Genomic DNA, 26,155 nt, shown 5'->3' with positions numbered 1-26,155 from the left:
TAAAATCCCCTCGAAAGCGGAAATTCCTCCTCCCGAATTGGCGCCGGAACGGGTCAGTTCGAGCTCTGCGTCGGCAGTTTCGGAATGAGCCACGAGAGGAAGGCGTCCGGACTGCGAGTCTGGGTCCAGACGGTGCCTTCGCCCGTGAACTCGCAGACGAGGCCCTCACCGCTGAACAGCGTCGACTTGATGCCGCCGACCTTTTGAATGGAGAAGTCGAGCGATTCCTCGAAGGCGACGATATGACCGGTGTCGACGACGGCAGTCTCGCCGGACTCTACGTGTATCTCGTCGATTGCGCCGTAACTGGAGATGAACGCGGGACCGGTTCCGGAGAGTTTCAACAGAAAGAGCCCTTCACCACCGAAGAACGTCTTTCCGCCGCCGAATTTCGTGTCGACGTCGATAGCCGGGTCCGAGGCGATGAACGACGTGGACTGGACGTACAGCGTCTCGTCGGCGAGTTCGTGGTGCTGCACGTCGCCGGACAGCGCGGGGGCCAGTTTGAGCGTGGTGTCGTCCGTCGCGGTGAAGGTGTTCATGAAGAACGACTCGCCGCCGAGGACCGACCGGGACAGCGACTTCAGCAGGCCGCCTTCGGCGTTCGTCTCCACGTCGAGGTTCCCGGTGTGGCTGACCATCGCACCGCCCTCGGCCCGGACCGACTCCCCCCGCTCCAGCGAGAGTGCGAGTTGGGCGTAGGACGGTCGGTGAGTGATTTCGTAGTTCATACCACATGTTACTCAGACAGACAGTATAAAGGTAGTGTCCGCTGGGGTGAGCCCACCGTCGCGACCGAACGAGACAGACGCAAGGCATATTTCAGCACCGGCCACAAATACTCTATATGTCAAACGAAGAGTTACCGACGACGAAAGTGGGTCGTCTCATCGACGCCTACGAACTCGACGGGTTCGGGGCCGAACTGGAGGCCTACTGGACCGCAGAGGGAGAGGAACGAAAGAGCCTCCGCGCGCTGGCGGAACTGTTCAACAAGGAATTGCTCCGTCGTCAACTGCGCGACCACGGGATGGACACCGTCGACGACGGCGTCCAGATGTACTACCGACTACTGACCGACGACGACGCCAGCGCCGGTCGTGTCACCGACGCGAAACGCGACCTCGAAGACGCCGGTATCGACGTGGACTCGCTGACCAGCGATTTCGTGACCTATCAGGCTATCCGGAGCTATCTACAGGACGTTCGCGGCGCGAGCTACGACCACGCGACGGACGAGGAACAGGTCGCACGCGAACGCGAACAAATCGAGCGCCTGACTACCCGAACGGAAGTCGTCTCTCGCGAGAAACTCGAGCGGTTGTCGAAGACTGACCGAATCACGCTCGGCGACTTCCGCCTGTTCGTCAGCGTCGACGTGTTCTGCGAAGACTGCAACGCCCAGTACTCCGTCGCCGAACTGTTGGAACGCGGCGGGTGTGATTGCGAAGCCGAGAGCTGAGTCGGGTCTTAGATGCTCTCGACGCGAGCGTAGTCGTCCGAGAGCGCCTGCGCGTCCTCGGGCAGGAGCGCGACGACGAGGTGGTCGGCATACCCCGAGAAGTAGTCCACCAGCGACGCGATACGCTCGGAATCGATGGCCTCCAACGAGTCGAGCAGCATGAACGGCACGTCCTCGTAGAGGTCGTGGACCAGATACCCAGCGAGCGCGAAGATGAGGCCGGTCACCTCGCGCTCGGATTCCGAGAGATGGTCGACGGTGTCCTCGTAGGCCGCGCCGGACTCCGTGCTCCGGACGACGTGCAGTTCGAACACCGTCTTGTCGACTTTCTTCCGCCCCTCACGGACCGTCGTCTCGATGCGTTCGATCCAGATGCGGGAGATGTTGTCGTAGCCGAGGATGTCGAGAACCTCCTCCATGTGCTCGTTGAACTGTTCGACGGCCTCGGACTCTATCTGGTCGATGCGAGTCCGCAGGTCGGTGAGTTCGTCGACGAGTTCGTCGCGCTCCTCGCGAAGTTCGTCTTCCGCGACGATCTGCTCTTCTTTGGACTCGATCTCCTCGGTCAGCGACTCCAGTTCGGACTCCTTCTCGTCCAGTTCGAACTGTAACTGGTTGGCCTCCTTGTGGAGGTCCAGGATGTCGCCGAAGTCCTCGGTTCGAAGGTCTTCGACTTCCGCTTCGAGGGCTTCCACCTCGTCGGTGAGATCCGACCGGTCCTCGCGGAGGTCCTCAAGTCGGGATTCGCGCGTCTCGATTTCGCGCTCGACGTCGTCGAGTTTCTGCTGGACCGAGCGGATGCGCTGTTGGCGCTGTTGGCGCTCTCGCTGTTTCGACTTCAACTCGGCGAGTTCGTCCTCCAGACCGGAAACCTCGTTCAACTTCTGCTTGCGGAGGTCGCGCAGTTGGTCGAGCGTGCGCTCGATGTCCGCGCTGTCGACACCGGTCCCACACGTCCAGCAGGTGATGGAGTCGTCGTCCGAGAGCAGTTGCTCGGTGATGTCGCCGCCGTCTTCGGTGGTCCCCGCACCGTCGGACTGGACGGCGTCGACGACGGTGTCGTTGCCGCCCGCGAGCATCTGCTCGTTGAAGTTGATGACGCTCTGGAGGTCGTTCGTCTCGGAGTTGAGCTGTCGTTTCTCCTCGCGGAGGCGGTCGATGCGAGCGTCGATGCCCGCCACGTCGTCGCCGTCGTCGGCCTCGGCCTCTTCGAGTTCGTCGGACAACTCGGTCCGTTCCGAGCGGAGGGCGTCGATGCTCTCTTGCTGGCGGTCGATGTCCGACCGAACCGAGCGGAGGTCTGCGCGGCATTCGCGGAGTTCGTCGAGTTTCGACTCCAGTTTCTCCTGTTCCTGCCGGGTCTCTTCGACGTCGCGGCCGCTCTCGTCGATTTGTTCTTCGACTTCCGCGAGTTCCGCTTCGGTCTCTTCGATTTCGTCGCGGAGCCTCGAGCGCCGCTGTTCGAGGTTGGGGAGTTCACGCTTCAGCGATTCGAGCGCCGCGATTTCCTCGTTTAGCTCCCCTTTCTCGCGTTCGACGCGCTCTATCTCGGCGGTAATCTCGTCGGTATCCACCGGCCGCATGATGAGTTCGCGAAGGTCGTCGCCGACGGCAACGGCCTGCCGGGCCTCGTTCGTCTCCAGGAGGAACGAAAAGAGGTCGGCGACCGACGGGTCTTCCAGATATCCGGAACCGTTCTTCTCGACGGTTTCGGTCCCCGCGCGAGTGAGCGTGCGTTCGTACGTCTCCCCGTCGTACGTCAGTTCGACGCGCGCTTCGTCGGCGTCCCCCTTTATCGAGACGTTCGTGCTCCCCATCGCGGCCATAATGGACTGGAGGAACGAGGTACGATTCGTCGCGTTCTTGCCAGTCAGAACGGTGACGCCGGGCGGTATCTCGACGCTGGTCTGGTCGATACCCCCGACGTTCTCGACATCGAATACCGCTTTTCTGCTATCTTGAACAGATTGTGTCATTGCCACCGCTTGTAGCTGTTGTATTATGATTCTTCCGCCTTGGCAAATGTTACTAACAACGGTACGAGCGTTATCTACCCACGTACGGCGGCCTGCCCACCGGCGAGGTGTCCTTTCCACGACCGGTTGTCGGTGGAGTCGCCCGGCGTGCCCGATGAGGGTGACCGTTGCGGTACGAAGAGAGACAGTGACGTGACCACGACACGACTGCAATCCGTCGACGGAACGCTATCCGTAAGCGAAACTTACCTCGTTTCGGGCAGTGGGCCGCTTCCCGGCGAAGGTCCCTTCGAGAGACAGTACCTCTCGGAACGCGAGGCATACTTTTTACCGCCCGAATCGAAGCGGTACGGAATGCGTCGGGTTCGTACGATGGCCGGTGTGGGTGTCGCCGCGACGACAGCGTTGGCGGCAGTCCTCGTCTTCGTCGAGAGTGTGCTCGGCGTCACAGGGGCGTACGCGTTTGCCGCGCTCGTTCTCCCGCTGTCGGGTGAAGCCGCCGTCCGTCTGCCCAGGGCGGCCGTGACAGTCCTCCGACTGCTCTGGTTCGGCGTCCTGTACGTCGTGGCCTGGCCGACTGTGTATCCGGCGTTCGCACGGTTATTGCCCGGTGATTCGCGGTTGTTTCACGGCGCATTATTCGGACTCGTCGTGTGGTCGGTGTCGGTCGTCGTCCGCCTCGCCGTCGCTCCCGAGAGTGCGGTTCTAGACCGCCTTTCCGTCGTCGTTTCGACGCTCGTCGCCTATGTTGTCTACGGCGGGGCGCTGGCACTGAGTGAGGAGTACCTCCGCCGGTCCGACGCATCCGCCGGGTCGACGGATGCCTAAGCCGCGGTATCGACGGTCGTGCGTACGACGCCGGTAGTAACAGCCTCTTACCCGCGAGACGGGACGCCGATACCGGCGTCGCTTTCGCCGGTCGGTTACGCTCCGGAAGCGAAGCGAGCGTAAGAGCGTCCTGACGGGTCGTGGGTGGTGAATACTAAATACCATGTCTCCTTTGGGCCGTACTGTGGTATGTGTTTGATTGTCACACAGCGAACGCGGACGACGCACAGTGGAGTGTCCCGATGAGTAGTCATTCGGCTTCGAGCGGTGACGGTGGTCCACGTGGACCGCGTCAGCGGCAATTGCAAGACATCTTCGAGCGAGTGACCGGGACGCAGGAATGGGTCGAAGAGCAGGACCAACACCTGTCGGTGTCGCGGGAACTCGGCGGTGATGACGGAGTGGAAACGGTTTCGGAGTACGTGTCGGCGATGGTTCGGGAAGACGGCCTGTCGGAGACGTTGTCGGAACCTGGCGAGGAGGGGCCACCGGACTGACGCCAGCGTCGAGGCGGCCATCGTCGGGCCGGAGGGGGTCCGGTGCCTGTCTACGCTGGCCTCATTCGTCGGTGTCGAGTACCTGCCCGTGAACGTCGATTTCGCCGTTCCGGATGCGGGTGCTACTGATTCGGTAACCGTCTTCGGCGACGACGAACGGCGAGGTGTGGAGTTCCAGCGGGCGATAGCCGCGTTCGATGCGACGGTCGTTCAGTTCGTGCGCGCGACGTTGGGCCTTCCCCTCCGGCGCGACCACGAGAGCGTCGGCGTCCTCGCGGGTCAGCGCCGGGCCGAACGTGTCTTCGATTTTGACGATTTCCCACGACGCCGTGTAGGCGCGGCTGACGCGGTCGAGCGCGGTGTCCAGCGCTGCCCGTCGGTCGGCGAACGCGCCCAAACGGTCGGCGTGCGAGGGATCGCTCCGCGTCTCGCTCGCGAGTTCGGTCGAAGTGAGGCCGACGACGACGTGCCCGTCGCCGTCACCGTCGTGGCTCGCCGTCTGGAACGCGCTGTGGAGGAGCGCGCGGTGGCCGTTGTGGAGGGGCGTGAACGTCCCCCCGAGGATTGCGACGCGGTTTGTGTCGGGCATAGCCACGTGTACGTCGCCGGGGCGTGGTATAATTACGGGAGGCGCGAGACGGTACGATGTCGGAAAGTGACAAACGCTTAACTGCTGTTGGGTTGTACGCCGCGTATGGAGTCCATCCTGTTAGCGACTGATGGGAGCGAGTACGCACGCGCGGCCGCCAAACACGCCGTCGAACTATCCGCGGCCGAGGACCTCCCGTTGTACGTCATCAGCGTGGTCGACGAGCGCCGCTTCAACGAACCGGCGCTGAGTTCGACCGAACTGGCGACTATCTTCGCGGAGGACCACGCCACGATGACAATCGCCGACGTGCGGGAACTGGCCGACGGTACGGGCGTGAACATCGAGGGCGACACCCGGCACGGGATACCCCACGAGGTCATCCTCGACTACGCGCGGGAAGTGGGCGCGAAGACTATCGTCCTCGGCGAACACGGCGAGCACGAGGAACACTTCTCGGGCGTCGGTCGAAAGGTGGCCGAGGCGGCCGACTGCGAGTGCGTGGTCGTCGAGGGGCCGCAGAAAGCGTAGCGACCCACGGCGTAGCGAATGACGACGACACTCGGCCTGACTGGCGACGTGATGCTCGGGCGCCTGGTCGACGAGCGACAGTTACAGCGCCCTCCCCGGGCCGTCTGGGGCGACCTGCTACCGCGCCTCACCACGCTGGACGGCCTGTGTCTCAACCTCGAGTGCTGTCTCTCGACACGCGGGCGTCCGTGGGAGCGCACCGAACGGGCGTTTCACTTCCGGGCGAACCCGCGGTGGGCCGTTCCAGCGCTCGAAGCGGCCGGTGTCGACTGCTGTGCGCTCGCCAACAACCACGTCCTCGACTACGAGGAGGCGGCGTTACTCGACACGCTCGACGTGTTGGACGAGGCGGACATCGCCCGCAGTGGCGCGGGCCGAACGCTGTCGGCGGCGCTCGAACCCGCGCTGTTCGAGGCCGGACCGGTCGAAGTGGCCGTCATCTCGCTGACCGACAACACGCCGGAGTACGCCGCGACGCCTACCGCTCCGGGAACCGCCTACGTCGACATCGACGTTGAGGACGCTACCACCCGAGAGCGCGTCGGCGAGGCACTGGACAGGGCGCGCGAACGCGACCCGGACCTCGTCGTGGCGTCGCTCCACTGGGGACCGAACATGGTGACGGCCCCCTCCCCGAAGTTCCGCGCGTTCGCCCGATGGCTGGTCGACGAGGGCGTCGACGCCGTCCACGGGCACAGCGCGCACGTGTTCCACGGCGTCGAAGTGTACGAAGGGCGGCCGATACTGTACGACACCGGCGATTTCGTCGACGACTACGCCGTCTCCGAGTCGCTCCGCAACGACCGGAGCTTCCTGTTCGAACTCGCTCTCGCCGCGGACGGGACAGTCACAGAGGTCCGGTTGCGACCGACGGAGATACGCGACTTCGCCGTTCACGAGGCCCGTCCCGACGCGGCCGCGTGGAGTCGGGACCGCATGCGGGAACTGTCCGCGCCGTTCGGGACCACTATCGAACGCGAAGGGGACACGCTCGTCGTTCCGATGGCGTGACGGGCAAGCACGGCACGCCGGTTCTCATGCCGAGTCGTCAGTCATCCGTACGGTCAACACCGGCACATCGGCCAACCGAACGACCTTCTCGGTGGTACTTCCGAGGAGGTACCGTTCGAGGCCGCGGCGGCCGTGCGTCCCCATCACGACGAGGTCGATGTCGTTTTCGTCGACGTAGTCGAGAATCACGCGGTACGGTGCGCCGCGTGCCAGCGACGCTTCGGCGGCGTCGACACCAGCGCGAGCGGCCGCGGTCCTGACTGCGTCTATCGCTTCACGACCGGTGTCCTCCAGCGCACCGTAGACGCCAGCGACACCGGCGTCCGCGGCGATGGTCGTGTCAACGACGTAGAGCGTGTGAAGGGTCGCGTCGTAGGTACGGGCGTGCTCGACCGCGTGTTCGATGGCCGACGCGGTCCCGGGGCTCCCGTCTGTCGGAACCAAGATTCGGCTGTACATACGGTACTGTTGGGGGAGCTTCGGGAAACATGATTCGGTGGTGACACCCCCTCGGTATCGACCCCTTGCTCGGAGTATGCCGGATATGTTCTTGCGACGGGCGCTCGAATGCTCCGAGAACCATGTCCGACACCGTCTGCCTGCTGACGGACCCAGTTGCGACGGAACCCGCCGTCAGCGGCGCGAAAGGGGCGACGCTCGCCCGTCTGCTGTCACTCGGTCTGCCGGTTCCCGGTGGTGTCGTCGTCACGACCGAGACGTACCGAACCGTCGTCGAGACCGCCGGAGTGGGCGACCTGCTGAGCGACCTCGAAGCAGCAGTGGACCGCGGCGACGGGGCGGCACGGGCGGACCTCGCCGCCGAACTCCGCGAGCGGATTCGGTCGACGCCCCTCCCATCTTCGGTGGTCGACGCGCTGGACCGCGACCGACCGTCCGGCCCGGTAGCGGTTCGGTCGTCGGCGACGACGGAAGACCTCCCCGGAACGTCCTTCGCGGGACAGTACGACTCGTTCCTCGGCGTCGAAGGCACCGACGCCGTCGCGACGGCGGTGCGGGACTGCCTCGCCAGTCTGTTCACCGAGCGCGCCGTGGTGTACCGCGCCCGCAACGACATCGACGTGACCGACGCGGCGATGGCCGTCGTCGTCCACGCGTTCGTCGAACCGGACGCCTCGGGCATCCTCTTCACCGCCGACCCGGTCAGCGGGCGGCGACCCGTGACCGTCATCGACGCGGGACCGGGACGGGGCGACCGACTCGTCTCGGGGCGGACCACGGCCGACTCTATCAGATTCGACCGTCCCACCGACCGAATCGTCGAGTACGCGGTCGGCCCGGAACGGTCCGAGCCGATTCTCTCGGAGAGCGACGTGCGGGCGCTCTCGACGCTGGGCACCCGAATCGAGTCGGCGCTGGGGTCCCCCCAAGACGTGGAGTGGGCGATTCGAGACGGCGACATCTCGATTCTGCAAGCGCGGCCGATTACTTCGCTGTTCCCGGTCCCGGAACCGACGCCCGACGATGCCGTCCACGTGTACTACAGTTTCGGTCACCGCCAGGGGATGCCCGACGCCATGCCGACGCTCGTCCTCGACACGTGGGCGACGCTCATCGAGAGCGTGTTCTCAGACCTCGGGATGGACGGCTGGGACATTGCGACCGCGGGGAACCGGCTGTACATCGACGTGACGCCGTACCTCCGGGAACCACGACTCCGACGGCGATTGCTCGACAACTTCGACGTGATAGACGAACCGGGCGCGGCCGCCATGCGGTCGTTCATCGCCGACGCGCCCGAGCAGTTTCCTGCCACGGGGAGAGGGCTGCCACTGGCCGCCGCGCTCGACAACCGAGGCACGCTTCGCCGCGTCGTCGGACTGGCGTACCGCCTCGTCGGCGGAGTGCCGCGGACGATGGTCACCGGCGACCCGCTGGATGCCCCCACCGCGCTGAAGGCGACGTACGACGAGGAGTGCGACCGGGCTATCGAACGGATTCGCGCGCCGCAGACACTCCCCGCGCGACTCGACGCGGCCGTGCGGGAACTCGGGAACGGGGCGGACTGGTTGCTCGACCCGTTCTACTCGCGGTTCCTCTCGGGCATCATCGCGGGTGCCCTGCTCCGCCGGTTGGTCCCCGAGGAACGGGAGCGCGTCGACGAACTGGCGCTCGGCATCACCGACGACGTGGTCTACCAGATGAACGCCGCGCTGGCCGACGTGGCCGCCGTCGCACAGGAGACGCCAGCGGTCGAACGGGCGCTCCGCGAAGGGACGACGATGGCGGACCTCCGGGACCGGGACGACGCCGAGGCGTTCGTCGCGGCCGTCGACGCATTTCTCGACGCGTTCGGGTTCCGCGCCGTGGGCGAAATCGACTGGAGTCGCCCGCGGTACCGGGAAGACCCGAGTACGCTGTTGAACGTCGTGAGCGGCTACATCGCGGCCCCGGACGCCGATTCACCGACCCATCAAGGCGATGAGTTGCAGGCGCGCGCAGCGGACGCGAAGGCCGCGCTGGTGTCGGCCGCGCCCCGTCCGTTGCGGCCGCTGGTCCGCCGACTCGCCACGATGTACCGCGGCTACATCGGCCTCAGAGAATTGCCGAAGTACGCGCTCGTCCGTTTGCTGGACGAACTACGACAGCAGACGCTGGCGGCCGGTCGGCAACTCGAACGGGCGGGAGCGCTCGAAAGTCGGGACGACGTCTGGCACTTGACCTACGACGAACTTCGGGCCGCCGTCGCGGACCCGCGTACCCTCGCCGGTGTCGACGTGACGGCCCGACGGCAGGCGTACGAGCGAGCGACGGCCCTCGCTCCGCCGCGGTTACTGACGAGCGAGGGGGAGGTTCTGCGCGCGACCGGTCCCATCGACGGGACGCCGGGAGCGGTGACGCTCGCCGGAACCGGGGCGGCACCGGGCGTCGTCGAAGGCGACGTGCGTGTCGTCACCGACCCCGCGAGGACCCGAATCGCCCGTGGGGAGGTGTTGGTGGCCCCCTACACGGACCCCGGGTGGACGCCGCTGTTCTTGAACGCGGCCGCCGTCGTCACCGAAGTCGGCGGACGACTGACCCACGGGTCGCTCGTGGCCCGCGAGTACGGCATCCCGGCGGTGGTCGGCGTCGACGACGCGACGACCAGGCTGAAGACGGGGGACCGCGTCCGCGTCGACGGGGTGAGCGGGACCGTCGAGCGAATCGAGTGACTGCGCGCTCGCGGGAGTGGCGACCGGACGTTTAGGTCGCTGCGGCACGGACGGTACCGTATGCCACGAGGAACGGTCACGTTCGTCCACGACGAGAAGGGATACGGATTCATCGAGACGGACGCCCGCGAGGAAGACGTGTTCTTCCACCAGTCCGAAATCGACCCGGATTTGGAGGAAGGAGAGGCAGTGACGTTCGACATCGAACGCGGCGAACGGGGGCCGCGTGCGGTGAACCTCCGGCGGGCGTAGCGGGCCATTGTGGGCGGAACCGTCTCGACGTATGGCCGCTTATTCCACGCCGACGCGTCGCCGTTGGTCCCGCTTCGGGAGACGGAGACGGAGGACGCCGCCGTTGTAGGACGCTGACGCCCGCTTTTCGACCACCGGTCCCGGGAGTTCGACGACGCGGCTACCCGCGGGCCGGTTCCGCTCGCGCCGAAGGTAGGTGCCCTCGACGTCGTCGCTCTCCGCCGTAACGTCGATTCGGAGCCGATTCTTTCGGACCGTCACGTCGATGTCCTGCGTGCGGACGCCGGGGAGTTCCGCGGTGACGACGAACGCGTCACCGTCCGTCGCGATATCGACAGAGAACGGTTCGGGTGGTTCCGTCTCCGCGCTGTCGTCCGTTGCTCGACGCGTCGGGCGGAGTCGCCGTCTACGAGTCATGATAGCACGCGATACTGACGCGGGAGTGGTACTTAACCCTACGGTGGACCTCGGTCTGGATTCCGATTGAGGACGGCGTGCGGACCGAACACCGTCGAGTGAAAACCCGCACCGTGACGGGTAGCGTCGGCGATGAACGGCAGCACGGGTGAGAGGAACGACGGCCGCGGTGTCACTGGCGGACAAACGCTGGCTTACCTCGAACGGTCTCCGCAGGACGGAGTCCGTCGTGGGGCTTACCGCGACTTTCCGCGCAGTAATCTCCACATGATGATATGGGACACTGTACAAGCTATATTTGTCGCGGCCGCGTCGAGGATTCCACTGGTCCTTTCCCTCGGCACGATTCGCGACAAGTCCGATACGTACGGTCATAGACGACCGTCGTTTCGATGGCCGGAACGGAGGCTGTGGGGTACGTCCGAACCCACACACGGACCGATACACTGGGAGTCCGGTCCGAGGTACCCCCGACCTCTCGCGACGCGCGGTGTCGAGTGACGACACCGGGTGCTCATCCGTCGACACTCGATACCGTGTGTTCACTCGTCCGCGGCGAGTTCGTCTTCCGCTTCCTGTTCTTCGCGTCGCTCGTCGGCGGCTTCCGCCTCGTCCAATTCCTCGACTTCGGTCTCCAGTTCGTCCTCCCGCTGTCGTTTCTCCTCACGGAGCGCCTTGTCGTCACGGCTCTCTTTCGTGTCGCCCATATCTAGAGAGTACCAGTTCCGTGGATATAATACTATCTGAGCGACAGGAATCTGTGGGCGGTGTGGGTCGGGCAGGCAGTCGAAGGATCGGCCCGATATTGGGGGGCCACTGCACCGAATCTACCGGACTCGTCCCGACTTCCCCTCCCCCATATCGGTAGTAAACGCCGTTTACTGCCGAGTAAACCGAACCTACCGCGGGACGACGGCGGACCGCTACCGCGGGGGCAGTCGTTCGACTGCGAGTGGCGGAATCTGGGCGCATCCGTAGCGAGACGACCGAACGCGGTGTCGGTAGGGCTAGGCAGAGTGTTACAATGTGTGTGTCAAACCCACGTGGAAATGCCGACATCATTGTGTCGCGGAGACACGGTGTCGGCCGACACCGAAGCACCACCATCCCCACGGTACACCACCCACTTGTGTCCGACGCAGACCGGAAAATGGCTGACCGGCCATCCACCTGTGTACCCCACCCCGACTCACGTGCGAACTCCTCGCCGGTCACCATTTTCGCTGTGTCTTCGAGTCCGTAACTCTCGTCAGCCCAGCGTGGCGGTACTCGCTGGCGCTGACCCGCGATGCCACGTCCGCCGACAGCGGCGGCGCTCGTCACGTCGGGAACGAATGGGAGTGAGAAAACCGATGGACGGCAAACGGTTCGTCGAGGGCCGTTAGTCGGGAGACGGGTGTTACTCTTCGGTCTGGGATTCGACGTACCAGTGCGTTCCGGAACAGAACGCGAACGTGGCCACGACGAGGCCCACCATCAGCAAGAGCACGCTCTGAGCCAGTCCGAGTCCCACGGCGAGGCCGAGGACGGCGACGCCGATGCCCGAGATGACCGCGTAGTAGCGGTGCCACGGGACGCGCGCCGACTCGGCGGGCCGGTCGAGGTACTCGGTCAGTTGCTCGGCGGCGGGCGCGAGTTCGACGTGACCGCGGTTCTGGTTGAACTCCACGACGCCCATGTCGTCCATCTTCGGAAGATGACACTGGTAGAGGCCGACGTACACGCGCTTTCGCTCGCTGGAGGTCAGTGCCTCCGTCGTCGTGTCGTTCTCGATGGCGGCGACGTGTTCGGCGAGTTCGCCGAGTGACACGCGCTCGCCCTCTTCGTGGTCCCGGAGATAGTGGAGTACTTCGCGGCGGCGGCTGTTCTTCAGAATCTCGAAGATGAGGTCGAGCGAGAGGTCCGTCTCTGTCGCCTGCGTCTCGGCTTCCTGGTCCTGCGCTTCTGCATCGACCGCTGCTGTCTCAGAGGTCGATTCGTCTAAATCCGATTCGATGGGGGTCTGGTCCTTCTCGATGGGGGTTTGGTCCTGGGTACTCATTGATAGCCCTCCTGGGCTACGCCCGGACGCGGACGACGACGGTTTGTCGTGACCGGTTGGTGAAGTCGCACACACCCACAACGCGGTCGTGACGAGGCGTCCGTCCGAACCCAAGCGCCTGTCAAATGAGACACGCTTTCGCTACTTAATACTTTGTTACGTAAGATTCGTTACATGTAGGCGGATGATTACCCTGACGAAATGCACTCTCTATCGGAGAGTAATACGAGATTGTCGGCGTGAGCGACTATCGCGACAATCGAAACGGTTTGCACCCTGACTGGGCGACGGCAGTTCGGACGGGCCTGCCGGATTTTTCAAGGGCCCTACTGGCGTATTCCGCTACCGAGAGTATAGACCGACATCGGCACGTCAGGGAGGACGTCGCGGGTGTCGACGGCGACGGCGTCCGCGAAGCTGCCGTAGTCGAGGCTGTGGTACTCGTCGTGTGCGGTCACGAGAACGACCCCGTCGAACTCGTCGCCCGAGTACTCCACGGCGTCGTGCGAGAGCGCGTGAGCGGGGAGGTCCGGGACGCTCGCCACGTCGACCACCGGGTCGGTCGCCCACACGTCCGCGCCGAGTTCGTCGAGTTGCTGGGCGATGGGGCGGGCGGGGGTCTTCCGCGTCTCGTCGACCCCGCCGCGGTACGCGACGCCGAGCAGCAGGACCGTGGCGTCGGTCACGTCGACGCCTTCGTCGTCGAGCATCCCGACGAGCGTGCTCGTGACGAACGACGGCATCGCGTCGTTGACCGACCGACTCGTCTCCACGAGCGGCAGGTCCGTCTCCACCTGCGAGGTGAGGAAGTACGGGTACAGCGGGATGCAGTGCCCGCCGACGCCCGGTCCGGGCTCGTGGATGTTGCAGAACGGTTGGGTGTTGGCGACCTCTATCGCGCGGTTCACGTCGACCGAGAGCGGGTCCGTCACGCGGGCGAGTTCGTTCGCCAGCGCGATGTTCACGTCGCGGTAGATGCCTTCGAACACCTTCACGCACTCCGCCGTCGTCGCGTCGCCTGCGTAGAGAACCTCGTTGCTGGTGAGTTCGTCGTACAGCAGTCCCGCGACGCGTTCGCTCTCGGCGTCGACGCCCCCGACGACCTTCGGATACGCTCCGCGGATGTCTTGGAGCGCGCGGCCGCTGGCGGTCCGTTCGGGACAGAAGGCGACGCCGAACTCGCTGGGGTCGAGGCCGCTCTGCTCCGCGAGTCGCGGCGTCACCACGTCGCGGGTCGTCCCCGGCGGGACCGTCGACTCGATGACGACGAGGTCGCCCGGCGAGAGGCCCGCGGCGATGCCGTCGACGGCGGCCAGCAGCGTCGCGAGGTCCGGTTCGTTCGTCTCGTCTAACAGCGTGGGGACGATGACGACGTGGACCCGGGCGTCAGTCGCCGCGGCCTCCGGGTCGGCGGTGGCCGAGAGCGACCCATCGGCCGCGAGGTCAGCGACGAGTTCGGCGAGGCCGGGTTCGCCGCTGACGGTCGACTCGCCGCGTTCGATGGACGCGACCACGTCGGGGTCGATGTCGACGCCGGTGACGTTGCCGCTGACCTCGGCGAACACCGCGGCAAGCGGCAGTCCCATCTTCCCGAGGCCGTAGACGGCGACGGGAATCTGCCCCGAGACGAACGCCTCTTGGAGCGCCCACCCGCCGCGCTCCGCGGCGTAGACTTCACTCCCGGACTGTGCTGCCATCGGCGATGCTCACCCCCTCGACAGCGAGGTCACGAGAGTACGCGATATCGCTTATCTCGCGCGCGATAGCCAGCGCGCGGAGGCCGTCCTCACCGGTGATCCGCGGCGTCGACCCAGTCCGTACGCAGTCGACGAACGACCGGAGTTCGCGCTTCAGCGGTTCGTCACTCTCGATGGACGGTCGCTCGATGATGCTCTCCTGCGTGTACCGTACGTCGCCGTTGTTCGTCTGGTACGACGGGTCCGAGTGGCGGTAGATGCGCATCGACTGGTCCATGAAATCGACGGCGATGTGACACTCACGGGTGGTGACCGAGAGGTCCCGAATCCGCTCCTGAGTGATGCGACTCGCCGTGAGCGAGCAGACCGTCCCGCCCGCGAACTCGATCTGAGCGTCGGCGTAGTCGCCGTCGGACGCGCCGATGGCCGTGACGCCCGCCACGTCGTCGTCCAGTAACGAACAGATGACGTCGATGTCGTGAATCATCAGGTCCATCACCACGTCGTCTTCCACGTCGCGGGACACCGGCGGTCCGAGTCGCCGGGCCGAGGCGGCTATCGGCTCGAGGTCCGCGAGCACCTCGTCGAGGACGTCGACGACGGGGTTGAACCGTTCGATGTGACCGACCTGTAATTGGACGCCCACCTCGCGGGCGCGGTCGATGAGTTCCCGCCCATCCTCGGGGTCGCGGACGAACGGCTTCTCGATGAGGACCGAGACGCCAGCCTCGATGGCCTGCATCGCCACGTCGTAGTGGAATCGCGTCGGGACGGCGATGGAGACCAGGTCGACGACCTCCAGCAACTCGCCGATGTCCGCGAACCCGGTGCTGTACTCGGCGGCGACTTCGGCGGCGGCCACTTCGTCGGCGTCCGCGACGCCTGCGAGTTCGACGCCGGGTATCTCGTTGTACACGCGAGCGTGGTGCCTGCCCATGCTGCCGACGCCGACGACGCCCGCCGCGAGAGTCTCGTCTGTGTTCATTGGTCGTACTCCATAAGTGCGAGGCTGACTGCGCGCACGTCGCGCGCCGAGAGGTCCGGGTGGACCGGAACCGAGAGTACCTCGTCGGCGGCGCGTTCAGCGGCCGGTAGCGACGTCGTAACGTCCTCGTAGGCTGGCTCTTCGTGAATCGGGCGCGGGTAGTACACCGCCGACGGGACGCCGTAGCGTTCGAGGTGGTCCTGCACCGCCTCGCGGTCGGCGCACCGAATCGTGTACTGGTGGTAGGAGTGCCGTGACCCCGCGGGTTCGACGGGGGCCACGAGGTCCGACCCGACGAGCGCCTCGGTGTACTCCGCGGCGTTGTTCCGGCGTGCCTCGACGTAGTCGTTGAGTTTCTCGAGTTGGACCCGTCCGACCGCGGCGCAGATGTCCGTCATCCTGAAGTTGTGACCGACCGACGCGTGGTTGCCTTCGCCGTCGCGCCCGTGGTCGATGAACTCCCAGCAGTTCTCAGCGACTGTCTCGTCGTCGGTGACGACGATACCACCCTCGCCGGTCGTCATATTCTTCGTGGGGTAGAAGCTGAAGCAGGCGGCGTCACCCAGGCTTCCGACGGGGTCGCCGCGGTAGGTCGCGCCGTGAGCCTGCGCCGCGTCCTCGATGAGAGCGGCGTCGTGCTCGTCGGCGAGCGCTCGCAGTTCCTGCATCGGGGCCGGACAGCCGTAGAGGTGGACCGCGAGGATGGCGTCGACGTCACGGTCGGCCATCGTCTCGGCGACGCTGTCCGGGTCGAGGTTGTACGTCTGCGGGTCGATGTCCGCGAACACCGGGTCCGCGCCCGCGTGTCTGACCGCGTTCGCGGTCGCGACGAACGAGAACGGGGTCGTCAGGACGGTGTCGCCGGGGCCGACACCAAGCGCGACCAGCGCGGCGTGGAGAGCGGTCGTCCCGTTGCTGGTCGGGACGCCGTGGGCGACGTCACAGTACTCTGCGAACTCAGCGCCGAACGCGTCCACTTCGTCGCCGCCGCTCAAGTGGCCGGAGCGGAGGACGTCGTGAATGCGGCGCAATTCGTCGCGGCCGACATCGGGTGACGCGATGGACATCGTAGGCTCGAACGAGCGCGCGTCACTCATGCGCGGTCACCGCCGGTGGAGGGACCGGGCCGACGTTGGAGGGTCGGCGTTGATTGTACGACTATCACGGTTTGCGGCAGGCAAAGTGAAGCCATTGTTATGCAGGGCTTGTGTCACGACGCGTGATATCGCGGCTGTATTCTCGGATTACCGGGCGCTCGCCCTTCGAAACGCGTGTTTGCGTCTGGATAACCCAATGCTTCGATTGGAGTACTGTCTGCCCACCAGTGGATATGTGATACGTAACAAAGCACAATCATCCTGTCTGTAACGGTAACAGTGGCTCTACAACCCGGCCAGTTCGACAGGCGACCGCCCGGTCCGAGGAGGCCACGATGAGTGGGGAGACACCGCTCGCCCGCGATACAGCCTTCGGAGTGATGAGTAACAGCCGTCGTCGATTCATTCTCTCGACGCTCCGGGAGGCCGACGCCCCGGTGGAGCTGATGCGTCTCGCACGGGGCATCGGCGCGCAGGAAGCCGGAACGTCGCCGGACGACATCGATACCGCCGAGCAGAAGCGTATCTACGTCTCGCTGTACCAGACGCACATCCCGACGCTCGAAGCGGCCGGACTCGTCGAGTACGACGAAACGGAGCGGACCGTCGCGCCGACGACTTCGGTCACCGAGACGGACCGCTACCTCGGGCCAATCGCGCCGGTGGTCCCTTGGCCTCGTTTCAGCGGTGCGACCGCTGGAGTCACGGGTCTCGCACTCGTCGGCGCAGCGCTCGCCGGTTCGGCCGTCGCCGTCCCGACGACGCTCGTCGCGACGCTCGTCGTGGGACTCCTCACAGTCGTCACCGCCGCACAGTGTCTGGACTATCGACGCCGGGCGAATACCCGGCCGCCGGAACTCCGATGAGTCTATCCACGCCGTCGGTCGGCGACCGTCGCTCGAAGGGGCGGTGGTGCGGTATTGGAAGGCCTTACTCGTTCGAAACAACGAAATGGTTATTCATGTCCCTCAGCAACCACCACACGGTACATCCAGCGACAGTACCTCGCAAGCACTATTCCGGTAACAGGACACGAGGAGAAAGTAAATGACGAATTCGGACCCGTGGGACAAAGTCAGCTACGTGATCAGCTCCCGCTATCGCATCGCAACGTTGCAACGACTCTCAGAGGGACCCGCGACGCCGTCGCTCATCGCCGACGAAACGGACCTCAGCATCGCACACGTCTCTCGGGCGCTCCAAGAGCTACGGGACAACGATCTCGTCCGCCTGCTCGTCTCCGAGGACCGGCGCAAGGGCCGCGTCTACGGCATCACCGACGCCGGGCTAGACGTCTGGCAGACCATCGAGACCGAAAACATGGTGTGACGAATAGTCAGTCCCGCGCGTTGTTTTCTTTCCTGTTCTCGTCGAGTTCGCGTTCACCTTCGGGGAGCAGTTGTTCCGGCCGACGCTGATGTTTGGGAGTCTCGGCGAACTCAGTGATGCGTTGCCACTCGTCCGACGTCAGATGGCCACTCATGCAACAGCGTAGAACACGTCAAGCGACTTCGTAATTCGTAGATTATGCGCGGAAACAGCCTCTTTCGCTCAGTCGAGATTCGGCGGTCGGATCGCGATGCCCGTCGGCGTGACGAGTACGCGATATCCCTCGTGCGTGAACTGGAACTGGGCGTCCGTGGCCGCGGTACCGAACAGCGCGTCCAGCGCGTCAGTGTCCACGGAATCCGCTAGCGGTGTCATTTCCACCGGGTCGATACCCATCACCGCAGCGAGTTCATGGGCGATAGTCGTACTCATCGAGCGATCGCTGGGAACGGGACTTACGTTTTCCCGCGTCTTCGTATCACAATGCTGCATCATCAGTGTCAACGCACAGATGGTATATAATATTTGACTTTCTCGGTGGCCGACCGAAAGAACGGCTTAAAATCCGAAGACAGCAACAGGTCCTGGCTACTCTCGGCTCGGCGAATTCGCGTTTCCCCGGGTCGACACCACGCGTTGCTCATCTCTCGGCGTCGAGCGTGCGCGACAGTCCCTTTCGGAGGCCGACGTTGGCCTCGAACCCCAGGTCTTCCGCGGCCCGACGCACGTCGGCCTCGCTTCGGTCGATGTCGCCGATTCGGGCCGGGCCGTGCTCGATAGGCACGTCCGCACCCACCACGTCGCGAACCGCCTCCGCGAGGTAGTTGATGGTGACGCTCTCGCCGGTGCCGACGTTGAACGGACGGCCGACGGCGTCCGTCGTCGCGGCACAGAGGTTCGCCCGCACCACGTCGTCGACGTAGACGAAGTCGCGGGTCTGCTCGCCGTCACCCTCGACTGTCAGCGGGTCACCCGACTGGGCCTGCCGAACGAACGTCCCGATGACGCCCGCGTACTCGCCGTCCAGTCCGCGCGGCCCGTAGACGTTGAAGTACCGAAGCGGGACGGTCGGGAGGTCGTACGTCTCCGCGTAGAACTGCGCGTACTGCTCGTTGAGTCGCTTCTCGAAGCCGTAGGGCGACGACGGGTCGAGTCGCGCGTCCTCGGCGACGGGCACGGATTCCGGGTCGCCGTAGACGGCGGCGGAAGACGCCATGACGACCCGTGCGTCGTGGCGGCGGGCGCACTCCAAGACGCCGAGCGTGGCCGTCCCGTTCAGTTCGTGACACGCCTGCGGGCGCTCGACTGACTCGGGAACACTGACCATGGCCGCCTCGTGGAAGACCACGTCCGCGCCCGCCATCGCCTCGTCGACGGTCGATTCGTCGCGCACGTCGCCCTCGTGGACCGCGACGCCCTCGGGGAGGTTCGTCCGGTCGCCCGTCGAGAAATCGTCGAGGACGGTCACGTCGTTCTCGGGTGCGAGCGCCGCGGTGAGGTGACTCCCGATGAAGCCCGCGCCGCCGGTAACCAGTATCTGCCGGTCGCTGAGAGACGCTATCGCCATCTAGACGTGTGCAGTCAGACCGCGGCGTAAGTTATGGGGTGACGAACCGTTCGTTGGCGGTGCCTACGCCCCGATAGCCGACGCAGGGACCTGTCAGACGCACGCGAGCGCGCCCATCGTCGGGCGAACGCTGAGTATAACAATGAGTGAATCACCGCAACCGCCACCCGATGACGGAACAGGTCCCGTTCACAGACGTCTACGTCGACGACGACATCGTCGAGCGTGTCGTCGAAACCCTCGAATCGCGGCGCTACGTCAAGGGCCCGCGTGTGCAAGAGCTCGAACGACAGTTCGCCGAGACGTGTGGCACAGCCCACGCCGTCGGCGTCAGCAGCGGCACCGCCGCGTTACACCTCTCGATGAAAGCCGCCGGTATCGGCCCAGGCGACTCCGTACTGGTCCCGGCACACACCTTCTTCGCGACGGTCAGCCCCGTCCTCGAACTCGGCGCAGAACCGGTGTTCGTCGACGTGAACCCGCAGACGTACACGATGAGCGGGACCGACCTCGCTCGGAAGGCGTCGAAGGCCGACAACCCGCAGGCCGTCGTGCCGGTCCACCTCTACGGCCAACCGGCGGCGATGCACGCCGTCTGGAGCGTCGCCGACGCCCACGACCTCACGGTCTTCGAGGATTCGTGTCAGGCCCACGGCGCGACCTACCGCGGCGAACGAACCGGGAGTCTCGGCGACGTGGGATGTTTCAGTTTCTACCCCTCGAAGAACATGACCGTCGCGGGCGACGGCGGGATGCTCGTCACCGACGACGACGAACTCGCTCGCACCGCCCGCCAACTCCGGAACCACGGCCGCGACGCGGACGGTAATCACGTCCGACTCGGCCTCAATCACCGACTCAACGAGGTCAGCGCCGCCGCCGGACTCGAACAGCTATCGCACCTCGCCGACTGGAACGCCGACCGGGCGGCCGCCGCGGCGCGCTACCGCGAGAACCTCGGCGACGTTCCCGAAGTGGAACTCCCGGTCGAACGCGACAACGGGACCCACGTCTACCACCTGTTCGTCGTCCAAGTGCCGGACCGAGACGACCTGCAGTTGTATCTGGAGGAACAGGGCATCCAGACCGGCATCCACTACGACCCGCCGGTCCACCTCACCCCGGCAATGCAGAAGGAACTGAGCGAGCGCCCGACGCTCCCCGAAACGGAGCGAATCTGCTCGCGCATCCTCTCGCTCCCGATGCACCCCCGCATCACCGATGCGGAGATAGACCGGGTCAGCGACGCCATCCGGAGGTACTACGAATGAGGTACGGCGTCGTCGGGACCGGATACTGGGGGAAGAACCACGTCCGAGTCGCCCGCGAACTGCAAGACGAGGGTCACTTCGACGAGGTGGTCATCTGCGATACGGACGAACAGCGCGTCCAGTCGCTCGCGGATTCCTACGACGTGCCGTACGTGACCAGTATTGACGAGTTGGACGTGGACGCCGCGACGGTGGCGACGCCGTCGACCACCCACCTCGACATCGGGAAGACGTTGCTCGGGCAGGGCACGGACCTCCTCATCGAGAAACCGCTGGCGCTGAACTCGACGGATGCATGGGACCTCGTCGAAACCGCCGACGAGCAGGACTGTTCGCTCGGCGTGGGTCACATCTTCCGCTACCACCCCGCCCTGCGGGCCTTGAAGCGCCGTATCGACCGCGGCGAACTCGGCCGCATCAAGTACCTCCAGACCCGGCGCTTCTCCTTCCGCGTCCCGCGGCGGACCACGGGCGTCCTCTACTCGCTCGCGGTCCACGACGTAGACATCTACGACTACCTCCTGGACCGTCGCCCCGACACCATCCACGGCCGGTTCGACTCCTTCGTCAGAGAGGACATCGTCGAGACGTCGACGCTGACGCTCGGCTACGGGAAGGCCACCGGCGTCATCAACTCCTCGTGGCAGGTCCCCGTCTTCGATAAGACCAGGGACCTCATCGTCGTCGGGTCGAACCGCTCGGCGTACATCGACTACCTCGAGAACACGAAGCTCGAAGTGTTCGACGCCGAGGTGTTCTCTGACCCCGACGGCGGCCTCAATTCGCGCAACGACGGCTCGATGGTTCACGTCACCGACGAGCAAGAACCCCTGAAGCTCGAAGTCGAGTCGTTCGCCGATGCCTCGAAAAGCGGCGAAGACCCGCCCGCGAGCGGGACCGTCGGTGCGCGCGCCATCGAGACGCTCGAACACGCCGAGCGCTCCGCGCGAGAAGACATCGTCGTCTCGATGGACGAACCGGCGCTCGTCGGGCAGTACGGCGACGACTAGTCCCGTTCTCGGCGGGGGTCCCCCCAGACCCCGGTGGTTACGCCGTCGATAGCGTCGCGGGGCGGAACTCACGAGTCAGGGGGAATCGTCGAGGCCGAGCGCACGAAAAGGACGCGCAGTGAGAGGGGTTCCGCGATGATGAACGGATTCGCGACGGTCATCCAGAGAGTCATAGCGACTGCTGGCCCCCAATCAGTCACCCGCTCTCTTGGTCGGACCCTCCTACGGCCGCTGGCACCGGGTCACTCGTGGGTCGGACGACGGTTCGGGACGGAATCTGGTCCTCCCGCTTCGGTGCTCTCGTGACGAGGCGCTGGAACCACGTCTCCTCGTTCGGCGCTGGCTTCTCCACGACTTCGTAGTCGACGGCGACGCCGCCGTCCTCGGTCGCAGAGACGCGGACGTAGTTGAGTTGGTACCACGAGTAAAAGACCGGCGGCAGGACGCCGAATACCGGTTCGACCCGCCGGAGTCGCTTCAGCCACGTTCCCGTGTTGACGACGACCCTGTCGGCCACTTCGGTGACCGAGGGTCGGTGAGTGTGCCCGTAGACGAACACGGCGATTTCCGGGTCGGACGCGAACACGGCTCTCGCACCGTCGAGATAGGTCTCTCCCGTCGAACTCCGGTCCTCCGGTCGGTCGATACCGAACCGCCAGAGCGTCTTCCGAACGTCTCTGCCGAGAACGTACAGCGGTATAGCGACGAGTATCAGTACCACGGTGATAGCGAGGTTCGCAGTCAACAGCAGGTCGACCAGCATCCCGACGGGGCCGAACAGTTCGAGGAAGCGTTCGACGAGGTCCATCGGCAGCGACCAGAGGCCGACCGCATCGAGTCCGAACGCCAGGATGTAGAGGAATCCGATGTTGAACAGGAATAGAAACGGCGCGGAGACGTATCTGAGCCACGGACTCATCTCACGATAGAAGTAGTTGGACACCATCCACGCCGGAATCTGGGTCATCGGCGTCACCGCCTGGATATCCTTGAGCCAGTTGAACTTCCCGCGACCGGAGAGGCGACCGGCGCGACTCGTTATCTGTCTGTTGACGAAGTATCCCGGTGGGTTCGCGTACGGGTTCCCGAAATCCGGAATCTGGTTGTTGGAGTCGCGCTGCATCCCGTGCTCGATGTAGACGACGTAGTCACCGACGTCCCGTGTGATCGAGATTTCCTGTCGAAGCGTGACGTTGAACTCGGCCAAACGGTCGACGTACTCGGAATATGCCGCGAGTTCGTAGTCGTGATTTCCGGGTATCAGCGTGATCGGGACCTGACCGCCCGTCGCTCTCAACTGCTCGAACAGTTCCGGATACCGGTCGACGAGCGCGTCGAACTTGTCGAGTCCGTCGAGGTCGGTGAACTCCCACAGACCGAACGCGTCACCGTTGATTATCAACTCGGCGTCCTCATCGGTCGTTTCGAGCATCCGGAGGAACGACAGCAACTCCTCCAGGAAATCGACGTGTCCCAGTTGCTCGTCGCCCCCGATGTGGAGGTCGCTGATAAGGTAGTACGAATCAGTCACGGTCGTCTCTCTAGGCCCCAAATACCGGTTTCCTCGTCGTGGCACCACGCTGTCGGCGTGCGTCTGGGCTGCCCTCCCTCCGCGTCCCAGTGGCCTGCGGCCCCAGCGCCCGACCCACAGACCAGCGGTCTCCTCGCCGAGACGCCGGATACCTGTGCCTCGACGACCTCGACTCTGCCGAGTTCGACTCCCTCGCTGTCCGCCTCGTCGAAGACGGCGTAGTCGAGACGCCGCTCACCGAGTGACTCGTGAGCCCCCTCTTCTCTCCATGGGGGTGCCGACGCTGAAACTAGTCGCATGGAACACATGACGCTCCGAGAGCGTAAAAAATATGAGTGTGTTGATAATTTGAGCGGTCCCCGTCCCCGGTTCGGCGGCGTTCCGCTACACGGCGGAACCCACCGGTGTGAGACGTACCACTCGGCGCGACAGCAGAGTGTGGTACTCGCTCTGCGGACGATATGTTTGAGAAACGGTGTCTCGCGTAATCGGTGGGTCGTGGCCCGACCACGCGTCGACGCGTGGCCGAACGCGTCGACTCCCGGACACCTCACACACGAGAAAGAGCTATCTGAAGACCTCACGTTCTATTACCTGTACGTTCGATAACACGTCACAGAGGCAGTCTATCCCTATGGCCGAAGACCCCAGTACCGACCCGTCGGCGCCCGAGTCCCCCGAGACGGACGGCTTCAGGCGAATCAGTGTGGCCGTCGAGTGGCCCGCGGTCGAGCGCGGACGCGCGGCGCTCTGGTTCGTCATGCTCGTCCTCGTCGCCGGACTCCTCTACGTAGGCTGGCGATACGTCGGGACCGTGGTTATGGGGCTGTTCGTCTACTACGTGACGCGTCCGGTGTTGCGTCGCTTCGAGCCACGATTCGAGTCACGGACGGTGGCCGTCGCCCTCACGCTCACCGCAGTCGCGTTGCCGTTGCTGTTCGTCGTGGGGTGGGCGTTCGCCATCCTGATCGCTTCGTTGAACGACCTCATCGAGTCGGACATCCTCGATAACGTGGAGGCGTTCATCCAGCCGTATCTCGACCTCACCGCGTTACTGAGCCAACTGGGCGTCTTCGTCGAGGAGGTCCTCAGAGACCCGAGCAGGCTCGCTGAGGTCGATATCGGAACCTTCACGGGGAACATCGTGGGGTCGATACTCGGGTGGGTCAGCGTCGCCGTCAACGTCGGCATTCACGCCTTTATCGTCCTCATCATCGTCTTCTACCTGCTCAAAGACGACTACCGAATCGCTCGGTGGGCTCGAACCACGTTCGTCGAGGAGGGGAGCCCCCTGGAATCCTACTTCGAAACGGTCGACAGAGACCTCCACAACGTCTACTTCGGAAACATCCTGAACGCGCTCCTCACCGGGATGCTCGCCGCCACGACGTACACGCTGCTCAACGCCTTCGCACCGGCGACGACCAGAATCCCGGAAGCGGCGTTTCTGGGCCTCCTCGTCGGCGCGGCGAGCCTCGTTCCGGTCGTCGGTATCAAACTCGTCACGTGGCCGGTCGGCGCGTATCTCCTCGGACGGGCGCTGTGGTTCGACCCGGAAACGCTCTGGTTTCCAGTCGTGTTCTTCGGCGTCTCCATCGTCATCGTGGACTACATTCCCGACCAGTTGCTCCGTCCCTACGTCAGCGGTCGGACGCTGCACGTCGGCGCGGTGATGCTCGCGTACACCGTCGGCCCGCTCCTCTTCGGATGGTTCGGTATCTTCTTGGCACCGCTCTTGTTCGTCGCGACGTTCGAGTTCGGCCGGATTCTCGTGCCGTGGCTTCTGAACGCGCCGGAACCGGACCGGGAATCAGGTGACCGGCCGGACGGCCACGCAGGACAGTCACGGGCGTCCGAGCAAGCGCTTCCGTCAGAGAGTTCAGACGCAGAGGCATCGGGGACGGCGGTGGACCGACCGCCCACGAGGCCCGATGCGACCGACCGACCGGTTACGGACGAGTGAGGACGACGGTCCGGCGGCGTCGGTGGTCGACCGCGGACCTCCGGACAGAGAACAGGCTTCGCGAACCGCTCAGTCCTGTGCCGGGGCCGACGCCGACACGGTCTCCTCGACGTCGAACTCGGGGACCGACGACGACTCGAACAGGTCGGTGTAGGAGGTGGCCGTGAGGTTGATGCGTCGACCGGCGAGGGTGGTGTAGGCCGGTTGGAACGGCGGGAAGTCGAGGGCGCGAATCTTGTCGTACACCTCCAGTTGCGTCTGTTCGTCGTCGGCCGCCAGTCGCTCGGGGGGAATCTCCTTCGCGCCGTCGAGGCTGGCTTTGGTGTAGAAGTAGCGCTCGCCGTCGTAGGCGTCCTGCGGAGTCGCGAGGCTGTGAACGTCGCCGTCGACGAGGGTCGGCAACTGTTCGCGGAACATCTCGACGGACGCCTCGGTGACGCGGTCGTACAGTGTGCGGGCGGTATCCGTCTCCCGAATCGGGACGAAACTCCGGGCGAGGATGTCCCCGGCGTCGACTTCGGGGGCCATGATGTGGAACGTCGTCCCGTACTTCCAGTGGTCGTCGCCGCGGGCGTTCAGGATGGCGTGACTGAAGACGTTGCTCCCCCGGTAGCGCGGGAGTTCGGCCTGATGGAGGTTCAGCGGGGCGACGTTCGGGTGGGACAGCAGTTCCTCGCCGAGGATGTTGGGGTAGTAGACGCTGACGAGGTAGTCGATGTCGTGGTCGAGTACTCGCCGTTCGTCCTCGCGCGTGACGACGGCGTGACCGAGGTCAGACGCGAGGTCGTACAGGCACCCGTCCCACCACGTGTCCTCGTCGGGACCGTAGGTGACGACGAGTTCCACGTCGAAGTCGTCGTGGTCCGTGAGCAGTTCGAGGCACCGTTCGCCGAGGGGATGGCTTCCCATGAACGCGACCGAAGGCATAGCG

At 64.9% G+C, this 26,155-nt stretch carries 28 protein-coding genes; 12 read left to right on the top strand and 16 right to left on the bottom strand.

Annotated elements, in window-relative coordinates; genetic code table 11:
* Positions 1-53 precede the first annotated feature (53 nt).
* On the bottom strand, positions 54-731 hold the full coding sequence (locus NJQ44_RS08960; RefSeq protein WP_254271005.1) for a TIGR00266 family protein: 678 nt from the start codon (positions 729-731) through the stop codon (positions 54-56).
* Positions 732-847: 116 nt separating this feature from the next.
* Here NJQ44_RS08960 and rdfA point away from each other — a divergent pair, with 116 nt between their 5' ends.
* Positions 848-1,462, top strand: a complete 615-nt coding sequence (gene rdfA / locus NJQ44_RS08955; RefSeq protein WP_254271004.1) for a rod-determining factor RdfA — start codon at positions 848-850, stop codon at positions 1,460-1,462.
* 8 nt (positions 1,463-1,470) lie between these two features.
* On the opposite strand, the gene NJQ44_RS08950 is transcribed toward rdfA, so the two are convergent.
* Positions 1,471-3,438, bottom strand: coding sequence for an archaea-specific SMC-related protein (locus NJQ44_RS08950; protein ID WP_254271003.1), 1,968 nt, complete (start codon positions 3,436-3,438; stop codon positions 1,471-1,473).
* A gap of 354 nt (positions 3,439-3,792) precedes the next feature.
* Between NJQ44_RS08950 and NJQ44_RS08945 the strand changes: the two genes are divergently transcribed.
* Positions 3,793-4,266: a DUF6789 family protein gene (locus tag NJQ44_RS08945; protein WP_254271002.1), complete on the top strand. Its 474-nt coding sequence runs from the start codon at positions 3,793-3,795 to the stop codon at positions 4,264-4,266.
* Positions 4,267-4,508: 242 nt separating this feature from the next.
* Positions 4,509-4,763 carry a hypothetical protein gene (locus tag NJQ44_RS08940; protein ID WP_254271001.1) on the top strand — a complete coding sequence of 85 codons (255 nt, stop codon included), beginning with the start codon at positions 4,509-4,511 and terminating at the stop codon, positions 4,761-4,763.
* Positions 4,764-4,824: 61 nt separating this feature from the next.
* On the opposite strand, the gene NJQ44_RS08935 is transcribed toward NJQ44_RS08940, so the two are convergent.
* On the bottom strand, positions 4,825-5,352 hold the full coding sequence (locus NJQ44_RS08935) for a phosphopantetheine adenylyltransferase (protein WP_254271000.1): 528 nt from the start codon (positions 5,350-5,352) through the stop codon (positions 4,825-4,827).
* 105 nt (positions 5,353-5,457) lie between these two features.
* Between NJQ44_RS08935 and NJQ44_RS08930 the strand changes: the two genes are divergently transcribed.
* Both NJQ44_RS08930 and NJQ44_RS08925 read left to right on the top strand, forming a co-directional pair.
* Positions 5,458-5,883: a universal stress protein gene (locus NJQ44_RS08930; RefSeq protein WP_254270999.1), complete on the top strand. Its 426-nt coding sequence runs from the start codon at positions 5,458-5,460 to the stop codon at positions 5,881-5,883.
* An 18-nt stretch (positions 5,884-5,901) separates the two neighbouring features.
* Positions 5,902-6,894 carry a CapA family protein gene (locus tag NJQ44_RS08925; RefSeq protein ID WP_254270998.1) on the top strand — a complete coding sequence of 331 codons (993 nt, stop codon included), beginning with the start codon at positions 5,902-5,904 and terminating at the stop codon, positions 6,892-6,894.
* Between the two features lie 24 nt (positions 6,895-6,918).
* On the opposite strand, the gene NJQ44_RS08920 is transcribed toward NJQ44_RS08925, so the two are convergent.
* Entirely contained in the window at positions 6,919-7,353 is a 435-nt protein-coding gene (locus NJQ44_RS08920; protein WP_254270997.1) for a universal stress protein, read from the bottom strand.
* Between the two features lie 122 nt (positions 7,354-7,475).
* Between NJQ44_RS08920 and NJQ44_RS08915 the strand changes: the two genes are divergently transcribed.
* Both NJQ44_RS08915 and NJQ44_RS08910 read left to right on the top strand, forming a co-directional pair.
* Positions 7,476-10,064 (top strand): PEP/pyruvate-binding domain-containing protein, encoded by a 2,589-nt coding sequence (locus NJQ44_RS08915; RefSeq protein ID WP_254270996.1) that lies wholly within the window; start codon positions 7,476-7,478, stop codon positions 10,062-10,064.
* A gap of 60 nt (positions 10,065-10,124) precedes the next feature.
* Positions 10,125-10,316 carry a cold-shock protein gene (locus NJQ44_RS08910; protein ID WP_254270995.1) on the top strand — a complete coding sequence of 64 codons (192 nt, stop codon included), beginning with the start codon at positions 10,125-10,127 and terminating at the stop codon, positions 10,314-10,316.
* Between the two features lie 39 nt (positions 10,317-10,355).
* Here NJQ44_RS08910 and NJQ44_RS08905 read toward each other — a convergent pair whose 3' ends face one another.
* The 6 genes from NJQ44_RS08905 to NJQ44_RS08880 all read right to left on the bottom strand — a co-directional run bounded on the left by NJQ44_RS08905 (position 10,356) and on the right by NJQ44_RS08880 (position 16,553).
* Positions 10,356-10,733 carry an Hsp20/alpha crystallin family protein gene (locus tag NJQ44_RS08905; RefSeq protein ID WP_254270994.1) on the bottom strand — a complete coding sequence of 126 codons (378 nt, stop codon included), beginning with the start codon at positions 10,731-10,733 and terminating at the stop codon, positions 10,356-10,358.
* 542 nt (positions 10,734-11,275) lie between these two features.
* Positions 11,276-11,440, bottom strand: a complete 165-nt coding sequence (locus NJQ44_RS08900) for a hypothetical protein (RefSeq protein ID WP_254270993.1) — start codon at positions 11,438-11,440, stop codon at positions 11,276-11,278.
* 692 nt (positions 11,441-12,132) lie between these two features.
* A complete protein-coding gene (locus NJQ44_RS08895; RefSeq protein WP_254270992.1) occupies positions 12,133-12,774 on the bottom strand; it encodes a DUF7344 domain-containing protein in 642 nt (213 codons plus the stop codon).
* Between the two features lie 326 nt (positions 12,775-13,100).
* Positions 13,101-14,471 (bottom strand): nucleotide sugar dehydrogenase, encoded by a 1,371-nt coding sequence (locus NJQ44_RS08890; protein ID WP_254270991.1) that lies wholly within the window; start codon positions 14,469-14,471, stop codon positions 13,101-13,103.
* Complete coding sequence (locus NJQ44_RS08885; protein WP_254270990.1) at positions 14,449-15,456, bottom strand: Gfo/Idh/MocA family protein; 1,008 nt, start codon at positions 15,454-15,456, stop codon at positions 14,449-14,451. Before NJQ44_RS08885 ends, NJQ44_RS08890 begins: the two co-directional genes overlap by 23 nt.
* A complete protein-coding gene (locus NJQ44_RS08880; protein WP_254270989.1) occupies positions 15,453-16,553 on the bottom strand; it encodes a DegT/DnrJ/EryC1/StrS family aminotransferase in 1,101 nt (366 codons plus the stop codon). The genes NJQ44_RS08885 and NJQ44_RS08880 overlap by 4 nt, the downstream gene beginning before the upstream one ends.
* Before the next feature lie 335 nt (positions 16,554-16,888).
* Here NJQ44_RS08880 and NJQ44_RS08875 point away from each other — a divergent pair, with 335 nt between their 5' ends.
* Positions 16,889-17,419 (top strand): DUF7344 domain-containing protein, encoded by a 531-nt coding sequence (locus NJQ44_RS08875; RefSeq protein WP_254270988.1) that lies wholly within the window; start codon positions 16,889-16,891, stop codon positions 17,417-17,419.
* Between the two features lie 181 nt (positions 17,420-17,600).
* Positions 17,601-17,882: a winged helix-turn-helix domain-containing protein gene (locus tag NJQ44_RS08870; RefSeq protein WP_254270987.1), complete on the top strand. Its 282-nt coding sequence runs from the start codon at positions 17,601-17,603 to the stop codon at positions 17,880-17,882.
* Between the two features lie 7 nt (positions 17,883-17,889).
* Here NJQ44_RS08870 and NJQ44_RS08865 read toward each other — a convergent pair whose 3' ends face one another.
* The 3 genes from NJQ44_RS08865 to NJQ44_RS08855 all read right to left on the bottom strand — a co-directional run bounded on the left by NJQ44_RS08865 (position 17,890) and on the right by NJQ44_RS08855 (position 19,449).
* Positions 17,890-18,036, bottom strand: a complete 147-nt coding sequence (locus tag NJQ44_RS08865; RefSeq protein WP_254270986.1) for a hypothetical protein — start codon at positions 18,034-18,036, stop codon at positions 17,890-17,892.
* 68 nt (positions 18,037-18,104) lie between these two features.
* Positions 18,105-18,314, bottom strand: a complete 210-nt coding sequence (locus tag NJQ44_RS08860) for a HalOD1 output domain-containing protein (protein WP_254270985.1) — start codon at positions 18,312-18,314, stop codon at positions 18,105-18,107.
* A gap of 208 nt (positions 18,315-18,522) precedes the next feature.
* On the bottom strand, positions 18,523-19,449 hold the full coding sequence (locus NJQ44_RS08855; protein ID WP_254270984.1) for an NAD-dependent epimerase/dehydratase family protein: 927 nt from the start codon (positions 19,447-19,449) through the stop codon (positions 18,523-18,525).
* A 170-nt stretch (positions 19,450-19,619) separates the two neighbouring features.
* On the opposite strand from NJQ44_RS08855, the gene NJQ44_RS08850 reads away from it, so the two are divergent.
* On the top strand, positions 19,620-20,720 hold the full coding sequence (locus NJQ44_RS08850; protein WP_254270983.1) for a DegT/DnrJ/EryC1/StrS family aminotransferase: 1,101 nt from the start codon (positions 19,620-19,622) through the stop codon (positions 20,718-20,720).
* Positions 20,717-21,730, top strand: a complete 1,014-nt coding sequence (locus NJQ44_RS08845; protein WP_254270982.1) for a Gfo/Idh/MocA family protein — start codon at positions 20,717-20,719, stop codon at positions 21,728-21,730. The genes NJQ44_RS08850 and NJQ44_RS08845 overlap by 4 nt, the downstream gene beginning before the upstream one ends.
* Before the next feature lie 196 nt (positions 21,731-21,926).
* Here NJQ44_RS08845 and NJQ44_RS08840 read toward each other — a convergent pair whose 3' ends face one another.
* Both NJQ44_RS08840 and NJQ44_RS08835 read right to left on the bottom strand, forming a co-directional pair.
* Positions 21,927-23,261: a metallophosphoesterase gene (locus NJQ44_RS08840; RefSeq protein WP_254270981.1), complete on the bottom strand. Its 1,335-nt coding sequence runs from the start codon at positions 23,259-23,261 to the stop codon at positions 21,927-21,929.
* Positions 23,258-23,560 (bottom strand): hypothetical protein, encoded by a 303-nt coding sequence (locus tag NJQ44_RS08835; protein ID WP_254270980.1) that lies wholly within the window; start codon positions 23,558-23,560, stop codon positions 23,258-23,260. Before NJQ44_RS08835 ends, NJQ44_RS08840 begins: the two co-directional genes overlap by 4 nt.
* Before the next feature lie 335 nt (positions 23,561-23,895).
* Between NJQ44_RS08835 and NJQ44_RS08830 the strand changes: the two genes are divergently transcribed.
* A complete protein-coding gene (locus tag NJQ44_RS08830; RefSeq protein WP_254270979.1) occupies positions 23,896-25,224 on the top strand; it encodes an AI-2E family transporter in 1,329 nt (442 codons plus the stop codon).
* A gap of 69 nt (positions 25,225-25,293) precedes the next feature.
* On the opposite strand, the gene NJQ44_RS08825 is transcribed toward NJQ44_RS08830, so the two are convergent.
* Entirely contained in the window at positions 25,294-26,151 is an 858-nt protein-coding gene (locus NJQ44_RS08825) for a methionyl-tRNA formyltransferase (RefSeq protein ID WP_254270978.1), read from the bottom strand.
* Positions 26,152-26,155 lie beyond the last annotated feature (4 nt).

The organism is Haloarcula marina (assembly GCF_024218775.1).
In the GTDB taxonomy this organism is placed as follows: domain Archaea; phylum Halobacteriota; class Halobacteria; order Halobacteriales; family Haloarculaceae; genus Haloarcula; species Haloarcula marina.
The sequence above is the reverse complement of the archived record's forward strand: the minus strand, read 5'-3'. Positions and strand labels throughout refer to the sequence as shown.